A 12,189-nucleotide genomic window follows, 5' to 3' on the forward strand; every position below is an offset into this window, starting at 1 on the left:
GTTCATGCCTGCCCCGCAATCATGGCGTAGACCGCCTGGTCATTCGTGCCGGCAGGCAGCTCGCCCACCTTGGCGCGGTCGCGCAGCACCACGATGCGGTCGGAGACGCGCACCACCTCTTCCATCTCGGAGGAGATGAACAGCACCGCCATCCCCTGTTTGGCCAGTGCCAGTATCTCGTTCATGATTTCCTGCTTGGCGGCGATGTCGATGCCGCGGGTAGGTTCGTCCAATATCAACAGGCTGGGTTGGGTGGCCAGCCAGCGGGCCAAGACGGCTTTTTGCTGGTTGCCGCCCGAGAGCTGCCCGATGGGCGTGTCCACATCGGCGGTCTTGATGCCCAGGGCTTTGACATAACCCTCGGCCAGCGTGGTTTGTTGCACCCGGCCAATGGCGGGCCACAGGCCTTGGCGGGCCTGCAAGGCCAGCACGATGTTTTCGCGCACCGAGAGCTCGGCGATGATGCCCTCGGCCTTGCGGTCTTCCGGGCACAGGCCCAGCCCCAGCTGGATGGCGGTGATGGGCGAGTCCATGCGCACGGTCTTGCCGTCCAGCGTGATCTCGCCGGCATCACTGCGGTCCAGTCCGAAGAGCAGGCGAGCCAGCTCGGTGCGCCCCGAGCCCAGCAGCCCGCCCAGGCCCACCACCTCGCCCCGGCGGATGCCGAGGTTCATGGCTTTCACATGGCCACGGCGGTTCAGGGCCTTGGTTTGCAGCCACTCCGGCGCTTGCGCGCGGCTTGCGTCATTGGCAGCGTCTGCGCTGGAGGCTGCGGCGAGCTCGCGCCCCACCATGGCGGCAATCAGGGCGTTGTGGCCCAGCTCCGCCGCCGGGTACTCGCCCACTAGCTCGCCATTGCGCAGCACGGTGATGCGGTCGCACAGCGCATACACCTGGTCCAAAAAGTGGGTCACAAACAGGATGGCCATGCCCTGGTCGCGCAACTGGCGCAGCACTACATAAAGGCGCTCCACCTCTTCATCATCCAGGCTGGAGGTGGGCTCATCCAGGATCAGCACCTGGGCCGAAATACTCAAGCCCCGGGCAATGGCCACCATTTGCTGCACTGCGACCGAGTAGCTGGCCAACGTCTGGGTGACATCGATGTCGAGGTTCAGGCGCGCCAGCAGGGTGCGCGCATCGCGGTGCATGGCGGGCCAGTCAATGGCCCATGCGCCGGCAAGCCCCTTGCGCGGGTAACGGCCCGCAAATATGTTTTCAGCGACCGACAGGTTGGCGCACAAGTTGACCTCTTGGTAAACCGTGCTGATGCCCAGGCGCTGGGCATCCAGGGTGGAGGTTGCGCGTATGGAGCTGCCGTTAAGCCGCATGTCGCCTTCATCGGCCTGGTATACGCCGGTGAGGACTTTGATCAGGGTGGATTTGCCCGCGCCGTTCTGGCCCATCAGCGCATGGACTTCGCCGGCATACAGCCGCAGTCCCACGCCCGAGAGCGCCCGCACGGGTCCGAACTGCTTGGCAATGCCGGAAAGCTCCAGCACCGGTGCCACAGCCTGCGCCGTTGGTGGTGTGTGTGTCATGTTCTACGTGAAAAAAGGCCTGCAGCCGAGGCCGCAGGCCAAAACGAATGACCGAAGCGAACTAACAGGAGATCAGTACTGGCGGCTGGGGAACTCTTTGGCCGCAGTTTCCATGGGGTACACACCGTCTTTGCCGATGATGCGACGCGCCACGGTTTTACCGGCCACGATGTCTTTGGCGGTGGCCATGACCAGCGGGCCGAGCAGCGGGCTGCATTCCACGCTGACGTTCAACTTGCCGGCAATCATGGCCTCAAACGCACCCTTCACGCCGTCCACCGAGATCACCAGGATGTCCTTGGCGGGCTTGAGACCGGCTTCCTCAATGGCCTGAATGGCACCGATCGCCATGTCGTCGTTGTGTGCGTAGAGCACATTGATCTTCTTGCCCTCGGCCTTCAGGAAGGCTTCCATGACTTCCTTGCCCTTGGCGCGGGTGAAGTCGCCGGTCTGGGAGCGGATGATCTTGATATTGGAGTTGCCCTTGATGGCGTCTTCAAAGCCCTTCTTGCGGTCGATGGCAGGCGCGGAGCCCACGGTGCCTTGCAGCTCCACGACGTTGATGTCGCCCTTCATGGTCTTGGCACGCTCCACCAGCCACTGGCCCGCCATCTCGCCTTGCTTCACAAAGTCAAAGCCGATGTGGGTGGCGTACAGGGAGGTGTCTTTGGAGTCCACTGAACGGTCCATCAGGATCAAAGGAATCTTGGCATCCTTGATCTCTTTGAGCACCGTGTCCCAGCCGGATTCCACCACGGGGGTCAGCGCAATCACATCCACCTTTTGCGCGATGAAAGAGCGCAAGGCCTTGATCTGGTTTTCCTGCTTCTGCTGCGCATCGGAGAACTTGAGTTCAATGCCCGCTGCGGCCGCGGCAGATTTCATGGAGTTGGTGTTGGCGGTGCGCCATTCACTTTCCGCACCGATCTGGCTGAAGCCCATAACGATCTTCTTCTGGGCAAATGCGCTCATGGGCGCAGCCACTGCAATGGATGCTGCCAGGGCGGAAGCCAATACGGTCCGACGATTGTTGTTCATGATGTCTCCTCTTTCGTTGTAAATGCGGGAAATGGGTTTCAAAGCAGCCTCCCGCGTTCGACCACTTGGCCTCCCCTTGCAACCCGGCAACGTTTTCAAAGCGCCCTTTGTCGGGAGGAGTGGTTGTCATCATATGATTCGAAAAGATATCGATCTAATAGTGTTTTAGATGATTCAGATATCAATCGAATAATTCAGGTTTACCCTAGATTATTGTTTTTATGAGGGTTTTTTATTTAGTTTGCCCAGCGGATTAAATGTGGGCAATTGTTTTATTAATTGCAATATTGCAATGTCACAGGCCTGAATTGTGATTTTCTTTTGCAGGGCCGCGGGACTAGCATGCGCCAGCCCTGCCGCTTGGCCGGCCATTGACCACCACCCAACTGCACCCTGTCCATGAACTCCCTCTCTGCACCTTCCCACCCCATCCATTGGCTGCAACACGGGGGCCAACGCCTGGGCCTCCTACCCGGCCTGGGGGGCAGCGTGGCCGCCTGGCAGCGGGACGCAGGTCAAGGCTTGATGGACATCTGGCGCCCCTGGGCCGGCGCGCCGGACCTGTACACGACGGCGTCTTTCCCCCTCGTGCCATGGTCCAACCGCATCGGGCAAGGCGGGTTCAGCCATGACGGCACCCACTACCCCATGCACCCCAACCGCGTGGGCGAGCCCTATCCCATCCACGGGGACGGCTGGCTACAGCCCTGGGTGATCCGCCAGCCTCGCCACGACACGCTGGAGCTGCACCTCGAATCCAAGCACTTCGACGGCAACCCCTATCACTACCGCGCCTTGCAGCGCTTTGTCCTGCGGGATGACGGCATGGACCAACTCCTGGAGGTCACCCACCTCGGTGCAGACAGCCTGCCCTATGGTCTGGGACAGCACCCGGCCTTTTTGCGCACGCCCAACGCTCGTTTGCACGCACAAGTAGAAGGCGTATGGCTCAGTGGTGCAGACCCCATGCCTACCGGATTCACCACGCAGTTTCCCGCCGGGTGGGACCCTCGCGAGGGCATGGCGGTGAGTGGCAGCCTGATTGACAACGCCTATGCCGGCTGGAGCGGCAAGGCCCACATCGACTGGCCGGAACATGCCTTGCGACTGCACATGCGCGATCCGGTCGTCGTGGCGCGGGGCCGGAGCGACGGCTTCTGCTTGCTCTACCGCCCGGCTGAAGGGGCTCATTTTTGCTTCGAACCTGTTACCCACCCGATTGACGCTTTTCACATGGAAGGCCGGCCGGGATTGCAGGTGCTGCAAACCGGCCAGACCTTGCGCCAGGCAGTGGAGTGGCGGTTTGAGTCACTCACCCGCTAGCGCTTTTTGCTATCAAAAAAGTAGCTGCCAGCACACAGCCTTCGGGCGCTAGCGGCTATTCAGGCCATCAAAGCAAGTGGACAGCACCAGATCGATGATTTGCGCATCGGTGTGCTGGCCACCCATGCGCAAAAACTCCAGCACCGGGTCACAGGCGCGGGCGTACAGGGTGTAGAGCACGGCAATGGCCGGCAGCTCGGGGTTGATCAGGCCTTGCGCCTGGGCTGCTTCGATCCATGCCCCTAGACGGTCGCTCACGTCCATGAGTCCGTCCATGTAGGCTTTGTGGCCCATCAGCGTGGCGCGCAAGGTGCTGTTCTGGCTGGGCAGGGAAGGCATCTCGCCGGCCAGCTTGAGCGCCATGGTCCAGCGCACCACCGCGCGCAGGCGCTGCAGGGGCGACATGTCGTCCGGCAAAGTGTCCAGAAAAGCCTGCGCCTGCCCCATCAGGTGGGCCATGGCCGCAGCGGCTAGGTCTTCCTTGCTGGGAAAGTGCTTGTACAGGCTGGCCTTGGCGATACCTACGCTGGCGGCCACCTCGTCCACCGTCATGGCCTCAAAGCCTTTTTCCGCCAGCAGCAGGTTCACCGAGCGGATGATGGCGTCCTCCCGGGCTTGCAGCATCTGCTTTTTGAAAGAGACTTTGACGGGCGCCACGGGCGCGTCCTGGACAGCGGATGGTTCGTTCATGTCGGCATTTTATTCCTCTGGCGTCGGAATGTGGAGACCAAGGCTACTTTGTGACTACTTGGTTTTCGCACCCAGCAAGCGGGTAGCCGCGCCCGACAGGGCATGGGTCAGCCGGTCTATCACCTCCGAGTCCAGATTCCAGCAGTGCCAGTACAGGCTCACGGGCAAGCGCATGTCGGGCGCCAGATTGACCAGCTGCCCTGTTTCCAACAGCCCCTGCACCAGCAGCTCGGGCACGATGCTCGCACCCCAACCGGCCAGCACCGCACGCACCTGCCCCTCAGAGCTGGGCACGAAGCGTTGGCTCAGGGACACCCGTCGCAGGTTGAGTGCCCGGCTCACAAATTCAGTGGGCAGATCGTCTTTGCGGTTGAAGGCGACAAACGGAATACTGCGGAAATTGTGCGGAGTCAGGCCCTGGGGGCAATGCGCCTGGGCGTACTCGGCACTGGCCACCGCCACATATTGCATGGCACCCAAAGACTGCACTTTGCAACCACGAAGCGCTTGCTTCAGGGTGGTCACACAGCCCAGCACTTGGCCTTCACGCAGCCATTCGTGGGTGAAGTCCTGGTCATCGGTGATGATTTCCAGCGGCAATCCCGCGTGCACCAGCGGGTCCAGCGCCGGCAGGGCCCAGGTGGCGATGCTGTCGGCATTCACCGCAATCGAGATGCGCTCGTCCTCGCGCACAGCACCGGTGCTGGGCGCCAGGTCTTTGAGGTCGGTTTCCAGATCGGCTCGCAAGAGGCGCATTTGCACCGCGTGCTTGATGAGCAAGCGCCCGGCCGAGGTCGCTTTCACCGGCCGGCTGCGCACCAGCAGCACCGTTCCCACCTGCGCCTCCAGTGCGCGCAGGCGCTGCGAGACGGCGGATTGGGTGATGGACAGGCGCACCGCAGCGCGTTCAAAGCCGCCTTCTTCCACGATGGCGGCAAGGCATTCCAGGGCGTCCGAGTCGAAAGTACGCATGGTGTTTTCTTATTAATGCAGCTAATGTTTTCGCAAACCAGTTAATTTTACTTTTACTAGCCTTCCGCTTGCCTGACACTGCGCAGATGAAAATTATTGTTCTCGGCGCAGGCACCATCGGCATTTGCACTGCGTGGCATTTGCTGGAACTCGGCCACGAAGTCACGGTGGTCGAGCGTCAAGCCGACGCCGCCCTGGAAACCAGTTTTGCCAATGGCGCGCAAATCTCAGTGAGTTATTGCGAACCCTGGGCCAACAAAGAGGCGCCGCTCAAGGCCCTCAAGTGGATGCTCAGCAAAGAGGCGCCGCTCCTGTTCCGCCCCCAGAACCCCTTCGGCCCCGGCCTGCACCAGTACACCTGGGGCTTGTCTTTCCTGGCCAACTGCAACGACGCGGCTTTTGAGCGCAATGTGCAGCAGCTCGTCGCTTTGGGTGCTTACAGCCACGCCGCCTTGAAGGATGTGGTTGCCAGCACCGGCATTCAATACAACCGCCTGGAGCGCGGCATTGCGCACTATTACTGCGACCAGAAGTCGTTTGACACCGCCGGGGACGCCGCTGCGCTGATGCGCAAGTACGGCGTGAACCGCCAGGTCATCAGCAAAGAAGAGTTCCTGAAGATCGAGCCGGCCTACCGCCAGTTCGCGCACCAGATCGTGGGCGGCACCATCACCCCCAGCGACGAATCCGGCGACTGCAAGGTATTCACCCAGGAGCTGGCCAAGCTGTGCGCCGCCCGTGGCGCCGAGTTCTTGTATGAGTACAGCGTAGAGCAGCTCAATACCGACGGTGGCGCTATCAAATCAGTAGCTGTTCGCGCACTGTCCTCGGGCGCCAAGGGCCAAACCGTGCCCGGGTCCTTCAAGGTGCTGAAGGCAGATCATGTGGTGGTCGCCACCGGCTCCTACACCGCACCGCTCTTGCGCACCGTGGGCGTGAACCTGCCGATTTACCCCGGTAAGGGCTACAGCGCTACCTTCAAGATCTTGAAGCCTGAGCTGGCGCCGCTGGTCTCCACGATTGACGACGCCAAGAAGGTGGCCATCAGCCGCCTGGGCGACGAGCTGCGCGTGGCCGGCACCATCGAGGTCGGCGGCTTTGACCTGACATTGGATTCACCCGTGGCCAAGGCCCGCTGCCACATGCTGTCCCGCCGGATTGAAGAAGTGTTGCCCGGCGTGTGCGACACCCGCACCGAAGAGCAAGGGGGCCAGCCCAACTACTGGACCGGCCTGCGCCCCGCCACCCCCACCAACATTCCTTACATCGGCCAGTCGCCGGTCAAGGGCGTGTGGGTCAATGCCGGTCACGGTACCCTGGGGTGGACGCATGGTGCGGGGTCGGGCAAGGCGATTGCGGAGTTGATCCACGGCAAGAAGCCCGAAATGAACTTCAAGTTTTACGGGGCTTAGGTCTTACTTCGCCGTTTTTCGGTCTTTGGTTTACCGGCCGTGTTGGTGAGAAGCTAGCGGGGTAGGCGTTCTGCTCCGTGTCCCCCGGCCGCTTTGCGGCCTCCTCCTTGACCTGCGCAGAACACCTACCCCGCCAGCTCTTGCGCGAACTTGGTGTGCTGACTCAGAAGAGACCAAACCCTCTAGCGTGGGGCGGGGATGTGCGCTGAAGCGAGGTCAAGGAGGAGGCCGCAGCGCGGCCGGGGGACACGAGCGTAAGCGCACACCCCCGCTCCACGCGGGCGAACACCATAGTCGCCGTCACCCTCCGTGCGCCCGCACTAAACACGACTGAAACGCCAACGTCGCCCGGCTCGGCTGCGGTGACTTACGCGTGATGGCAAAAAACTGGCAGGCGTAGCTCAGCAGATCAGGTCGCACGGCTTGCATCAGACCACGGCGTACAAAGCTCTCGGCATAGTGATCGGGCAGAAATCCCAGAAACTGGCCGGACAAAATCAACGTGGCAATCGACTCCTGGTCAAACCCCGTGGCACGGCGCGGCAGGCGCATGCGCTGGCTCAGCTCCATGTTCGGCGAGTGGTAGCCCAGCCCCGCAAACTCGTGGCCGGGCAAAGTCTCCCAGTTCAGGGCACTCTTATCCGCGTTCCACAACGCATGGCGAGTACCGCAGTACAGCAACATGTGCTCGTCAAACAAGGGGGTGTAGTCCAACACATCCGACGCGCGATGACCGGGGATGATGCCCACATGGAACTGCCCGTCCAGCACCCCGCGCTCGATGGCCGTGAGGGTGGCCACATGCAGGTTCAGCCCGACATCGGGGGCTTCCGCATGAAAGTGAGCGATGGCTTCGGCAATGTGGCTGGCCGGGTTGCTGGCGGTTTTGTCGAACACCGCCACCTGCAGTTGCCCGCCCATGCGCTGGTGGATTTCGTCCACGCTGCTGCGGAATGCGTCGGTCGCAGCCAGCAACTGGGTGGTCTGGGCATAGATTTTTTCGCCCTCGGCGGTGAGCGCAAAACCAGCCCGGCCACGCCTGCACAGGGTCAGGCCGAGGCGGGTTTCCAGGTCCTTGATGTGGCGGCTCACCGTGGAGGTTCCGATGTTGAGCTCCAGCTCGGCCGCGGCCATGCCCCCGCAATCGACCACCGCCTTGAAGACGCGCAGCAAGCGCAAATCCATGTCGCTGATCTGGCCGAGAACGGCTTTGGCTTTTACTTTCATACTTTGCGAAGTAAATAGTGATATTTGTGACTTTATAAGAGTAACAGAGCTGCCCACAATGCACCATCGCCCTTACAAGGCCTACCAACCCCACCCACTGGAGTTCCCATGAAGCTCAACGACACCAGCGTCTCCGCTACCGGCGAGGCAGTAACCAGCACCTCCACCTTCCCCATGTCCCGCGAGTGGATGGAATCGCACTGGATGGCCTTTACCGGCAACCGCGATTTCAAAGCCAACCCGCGCATGATGGTGAGTGCCCAAGGCGCTTACTTCACGGACTCCAACGGCAAAAAGATCTTCGACGGCCTCTCCGGCCTCTGGTGCGCAGGTCTGGGCCACGGCCGTCGCGAGATTACCGAGGCTGTGAGCAAGCAGATCGGCACCCTGGACTTTTCGCCCGCCTTCCAGTTCGGCCACCCGCTCTCCTTTGAGCTGGCCAACAAGATCGTCGAACTCACCCCCGAGGGCTTGGACCATGTGTTCTACACCGGCTCCGGCTCCGAATCGGCAGACACTGCACTCAAAATGGCCCGCGCTTACTGGCGCGCCAAAGGCATGGGCACCAAGACGCGTTTGATCGGCCGCGAGAAGGGTTACCACGGCGTGAACTTCGGCGGCATTTCGGTCGGCGGCCTGCCCGCCAACCGCAAGACCTTCGGCCAAGGCATTGAGGCCGACCACTTGGCCCACACCCAGCTGGCCTCCAACGCGTTCAGCAAAGGTCTGCCTGAGAAAGGCGGCGACATGGCCGACGAGCTGCTGCGCCTGATTGCCCTGCACGACGCGTCCAACATTGCCGCAGTGATCGTGGAACCCATGTCCGGCTCGGCCGGTGTGGTGGTGCCGCCCGTGGGCTACCTGCAGCGCCTGCGAGAGATCTGCACCCAGAACAACATCCTGCTGATTTTTGATGAAGTGATCACCGGTTTCGGCCGCTTGGGCGCTTACACCGGCGCAGGCTATTTCGGCGTAGTGCCGGACATCCTGAACGCCGCCAAGCAGATCACCAATGGCGCGCAACCCTTGGGCGTGGTGGTGGCCAAGAAAGAGATTTACGACACCTTCATGGCAGCCGGTGGCCCCGACTACATGCTGGAATTCCCCCACGGCTACACCTACTCCGCCCACCCCGTGGCCTGCGCCGCCGGCATTGCGGCTCTGGACATTCTGGTCAAGGAAAACATGGTGGAGCGCGTGGCGGCTCTAGCGCCTTACTTCGAGAAAGCGGTGCACAGCCTGCGCGGCGCCAAGCACATCACCGACATCCGCAACCTCGGTCTGTCGGCCGGCTTTACGCTGGCTGCAGTGCCCGGCGAGCCCGCCAAGCGCCCTTACGAGGTGGCCATGCGCTGCCTGGACAAGGGCTTCTACGTGCGCTATGCCGGTGACTGCATTGCGCTGGCGCCACCCTTCATCACCACCGAGGCCGAGATCGACAGCCTGGTCAACGCCTTGGGCGAAGCCATCAACGCAACCGCCTGAAGCGAAATACCCATTCGCTATTCTTTTTATAGCTGCTCGCGCACGTTTGTCGTGCGCCAGCAGCCCTTTTGACACTTCAATCCCTCTATGTCTCAACTCCCCACAGTCGGCCACCTCATCGGCGGCAAGATCATCACCACCGGCGAACGCGCACAAGACGTCTTCAACCCCGCCACCGGCAAAGCCGAGAAGCGGGTGCTGCTGGCCCCCAAAGCCACGGTAGAAGAAGCCATTGCCAACGCGCAAGCTGCCTTCCCCGCCTGGCGCAACACGCCACCGCTCAAGCGAGCCCGCGTGATGAGCAACCTGAAAGTTTTGCTGGAAAAGCACGCTGAAGAACTCTGCGCCCTCATCACCGCCGAACACGGCAAGGTGCTTTCCGACGCCTTGGGCGAACTGCAGCGCGGCATTGAGAACGTGGAATACGCGTCTTATGCCCCCGAACTTCTCAAAGGGGAGCACAGCAAGAACGTGGGCCCCGCTATCGACAGCTGGAGCGAGTTTCAGGCGCTGGGCGTGACCGCCGGCATCACCCCCTTCAACTTCCCGGCCATGGTGCCGCTGTGGATGTGGCCTATGGCGGTCGCCTGCGGCAACACCTTTGTACTGAAACCGTCTGAGCGCGACCCCAGCTCCACCCTGCGTGTGGCCGAGTTGGCACTCGAAGCCGGCCTGCCACCCGGTGTGCTGAACGTGGTCAACGGCGACAAAGAAGCCGTGGACACGCTCTTGCAAGACCCACGGGTCAAGGCGGTGAGCTTTGTGGGCTCCACCCCGATTGCCGAATACATTTATGCCGAAGGCTGCAAACACGGCAAACGTGTACAAGCCTTGGGCGGCGCCAAGAACCACGCGGTGGTCATGCCCGATGCCGACGTCGCCAACGCCGTGAGCGCCCTCATGGGTGCGGCCTATGGCTCCTGCGGCGAACGCTGCATGGCCATTCCGCTGGTGGTGGCCGTAGGTGACGCTACCGCCGACGCGGTGATTGAAGGCCTGAAAGCCGAGATCGCCAAGATGAAGGTCGGCCCTGGCACAGCCCCCGGCATGGACATGGGCCCACTGGTGACCAAGCCGCACTTCGAAAAGGTGAAGGGCTATGTGGACCAAGGTGTGAAAGAAGGCGCCACCCTGGTGGTGGACGGCCGCGGGCTGAAGGTCGCCGGCCATGAAGACGGCTATTACCTCGGCCCCTGCCTGTTTGACAACGTCAAACCGGGCATGGTGATTTACCAGGAAGAAATCTTCGGTCCCGTGCTGGGTGTGGTGCGTGTCAAGACGCTTCAAGAAGCCATGGACATGATCGATGCCCACGAATACGGCAACGGCACCTGCATCTTCACCCGCGACGGCGAAGCCGCCCGTTACTTCACCGACAACATTTTGGTCGGCATGGTGGGGGTGAACGTGCCGCTGCCCGTGCCTGTGGCCTACCACTCCTTCGGCGGCTGGAAGCGCAGCCTGTTTGGTGACCTGCACGCCTACGGCCCCGACGCCGTGCGCTTCTATACCAAACGCAAAACCATCACCCAGCGCTGGCCGAGTGCCGGTGTGCGCGAGGGGGCAGTGTTCAACTTCCCGAGCAGCCGCTGAGTCTGGTGTGCAATCCCGGCCACCGCCGGGTTTGCACGCTCCCCGGATCCGCCCAAAAGCAAAAAGGCTTGTCTTTCGACAAGCCTTTTTTTCGGTGGGGCCGTGCAGGCCAGCGGCAAGCGTCCCTACTTGAAACGACGCCGCGCAATCGTCGCCATCAATCCCAAGCCAGCCAATACCAAACCGCCGGAATTGGCGTCAGGTGTCACCAGCTGCATAGCATCGGGGCCGGCAGTCTGAACAGCCCAAGCGGGTAGCGCAGCCACTGCGAGTAACAGGAGTAATTTGATCTTCATAAGGCCTCCGGAAGGATGTGTGACAAGGTCAGTATTAACCCTATGCTGCGCCGCAACAATAGTCCATTCGGATAAGCAACCAACATTCCGACATCCAAAACAAAAAGGCCTGCACGAGGCAGGCCTTCTGAAAGCAAATGTGTCGTACTTACGCAGACTTTTGACGACTGCGTTTTGTGGCGGCACCAATCAACCCCAGTCCTGCAAGCAAGAGCGCAAAGCTTTCGGGTTCGGGCACAGGGCTAACAGTTCCGAAGTTGACCACGACCGCGCCCTTGGCGGTGTTGGGCAAAGCGGCGCTGGTGCCTGTCACCTTGAGCGTATACGCCTGCCCAGCCAACAAGCTAAACGCGCTGTTCGCCGCATCGCTTACCAAAATTGTGCGATTGCCGTTCAAGCTAACAGAATTAAAAACAGCGATCTGGGATACACCGGACCACAAGGAAGCCGACAGTGCAGAGAACTGGCTTGCGAGCCCAGTCACACGCAATATGAGCTTATTTGTTACTGCAGGAGTTACCACAAAGGATTCGGCAAATGCACCGTTGGTGGCTTCTTCGAAGGACGCGCTGGTGCCGGCTGCATGGCTGTTTGCCGCCGCTACCAAAACGG

Annotated in this window: 10 protein-coding genes and 1 pseudogene; 4 read left to right on the forward strand and 7 right to left on the reverse strand. The window is 61.4% G+C overall.

The genetic code is table 11. The features are described from left to right. Nucleotides 1–2 precede the first annotated feature (2 nt). Entirely contained in the window at nt 3–1,541 is a 1,539-nt protein-coding gene (locus tag RAN89_RS02150; protein WP_313868028.1) for a sugar ABC transporter ATP-binding protein, read from the reverse strand. A gap of 72 nt (nt 1,542–1,613) precedes the next feature. Continuing rightward, on the reverse strand, nt 1,614–2,579 hold the full coding sequence (locus RAN89_RS02155; protein ID WP_313868029.1) for an ABC transporter substrate-binding protein: 966 nt from the start codon (nt 2,577–2,579) through the stop codon (nt 1,614–1,616). A gap of 399 nt (nt 2,580–2,978) precedes the next feature. Between RAN89_RS02155 and RAN89_RS02160 the strand changes: the two genes are divergently transcribed. Further along, entirely contained in the window at nt 2,979–3,902 is a 924-nt protein-coding gene (locus tag RAN89_RS02160) for an aldose 1-epimerase (protein ID WP_313868030.1), read from the forward strand. A 48-nt stretch (nt 3,903–3,950) separates the two neighbouring features. Here RAN89_RS02160 and RAN89_RS02165 read toward each other — a convergent pair whose 3' ends face one another. Together RAN89_RS02165 and RAN89_RS02170 are read right to left on the reverse strand one after the other, a co-directional pair. Next, nucleotides 3,951–4,592: a TetR/AcrR family transcriptional regulator gene (locus RAN89_RS02165; protein ID WP_313868031.1), complete on the reverse strand. Its 642-nt coding sequence runs from the start codon at nt 4,590–4,592 to the stop codon at nt 3,951–3,953. A 54-nt stretch (nt 4,593–4,646) separates the two neighbouring features. Further along, entirely contained in the window at nt 4,647–5,564 is a 918-nt protein-coding gene (locus RAN89_RS02170; RefSeq protein ID WP_313868032.1) for a LysR family transcriptional regulator ArgP, read from the reverse strand. Nucleotides 5,565–5,650: 86 nt separating this feature from the next. Between RAN89_RS02170 and RAN89_RS02175 the strand changes: the two genes are divergently transcribed. Then, the gene (locus tag RAN89_RS02175) at nt 5,651–6,976 is read left to right on the forward strand and encodes a D-amino acid dehydrogenase (protein ID WP_313868033.1); all 1,326 of its coding nucleotides are present in this window, start codon (nt 5,651–5,653) and stop codon (nt 6,974–6,976) included. A 300-nt stretch (nt 6,977–7,276) separates the two neighbouring features. On the opposite strand, the gene RAN89_RS02180 is transcribed toward RAN89_RS02175, so the two are convergent. After that, nucleotides 7,277–8,203, reverse strand: coding sequence for a LysR family transcriptional regulator (locus RAN89_RS02180; RefSeq protein WP_313868034.1), 927 nt, complete (start codon nt 8,201–8,203; stop codon nt 7,277–7,279). A 174-nt stretch (nt 8,204–8,377) separates the two neighbouring features. Between RAN89_RS02180 and aptA the strand changes: the two genes are divergently transcribed. Both aptA and RAN89_RS02190 read left to right on the forward strand, forming a co-directional pair. Further along, nucleotides 8,378–9,688 (forward strand): omega-aminotransferase AptA, encoded by a 1,311-nt coding sequence (gene aptA, locus RAN89_RS02185; RefSeq protein ID WP_313869329.1) that lies wholly within the window; start codon nt 8,378–8,380, stop codon nt 9,686–9,688. Nucleotides 9,689–9,775: 87 nt separating this feature from the next. Continuing rightward, nucleotides 9,776–11,281, forward strand: coding sequence for a CoA-acylating methylmalonate-semialdehyde dehydrogenase (locus RAN89_RS02190; RefSeq protein WP_313868035.1), 1,506 nt, complete (start codon nt 9,776–9,778; stop codon nt 11,279–11,281). Between the two features lie 125 nt (nt 11,282–11,406). On the opposite strand, the gene RAN89_RS02195 is transcribed toward RAN89_RS02190, so the two are convergent. Both RAN89_RS02195 and RAN89_RS02200 read right to left on the reverse strand, forming a co-directional pair. Beyond that, the gene (locus RAN89_RS02195; protein ID WP_313868036.1) at nt 11,407–11,577 is read right to left on the reverse strand and encodes a hypothetical protein; all 171 of its coding nucleotides are present in this window, start codon (nt 11,575–11,577) and stop codon (nt 11,407–11,409) included. 148 nt (nt 11,578–11,725) lie between these two features. Then, a pseudogene (locus tag RAN89_RS02200) lies at nt 11,726–12,187 on the reverse strand (FxDxF family PEP-CTERM protein); the annotation flags it as partial. Between the last annotated feature and the right edge of the window lie 2 nt (nt 12,188–12,189).

The sequence above is a fragment of the Rhodoferax mekongensis genome, assembly GCF_032191775.1.
Taxonomy (GTDB): domain Bacteria; phylum Pseudomonadota; class Gammaproteobacteria; order Burkholderiales; family Burkholderiaceae_C; genus Allorhodoferax; species Allorhodoferax mekongensis.

Coding starts and splice junctions, on each gene's coding strand:
- RAN89_RS02150 (WP_313868028.1), bottom strand. CDS start 1,541: ATGACACACACACCACCAACGGCGCAGGCTGTGGCACCGGTGCTGGAG.
- RAN89_RS02155 (WP_313868029.1), bottom strand. CDS start 2,579: ATGAACAACAATCGTCGGACCGTATTGGCTTCCGCCCTGGCAGCATCC.
- RAN89_RS02160 (WP_313868030.1), top strand. CDS start 2,979: ATGAACTCCCTCTCTGCACCTTCCCACCCCATCCATTGGCTGCAACAC.
- RAN89_RS02165 (WP_313868031.1), bottom strand. CDS start 4,592: ATGAACGAACCATCCGCTGTCCAGGACGCGCCCGTGGCGCCCGTCAAA.
- RAN89_RS02170 (WP_313868032.1), bottom strand. CDS start 5,564: ATGCGTACTTTCGACTCGGACGCCCTGGAATGCCTTGCCGCCATCGTG.
- RAN89_RS02175 (WP_313868033.1), top strand. CDS start 5,651: ATGAAAATTATTGTTCTCGGCGCAGGCACCATCGGCATTTGCACTGCG.
- RAN89_RS02180 (WP_313868034.1), bottom strand. CDS start 8,203: ATGAAAGTAAAAGCCAAAGCCGTTCTCGGCCAGATCAGCGACATGGAT.
- aptA (WP_313869329.1), top strand. CDS start 8,378: ATGTCCCGCGAGTGGATGGAATCGCACTGGATGGCCTTTACCGGCAAC.
- RAN89_RS02190 (WP_313868035.1), top strand. CDS start 9,776: ATGTCTCAACTCCCCACAGTCGGCCACCTCATCGGCGGCAAGATCATC.
- RAN89_RS02195 (WP_313868036.1), bottom strand. CDS start 11,577: ATGAAGATCAAATTACTCCTGTTACTCGCAGTGGCTGCGCTACCCGCT.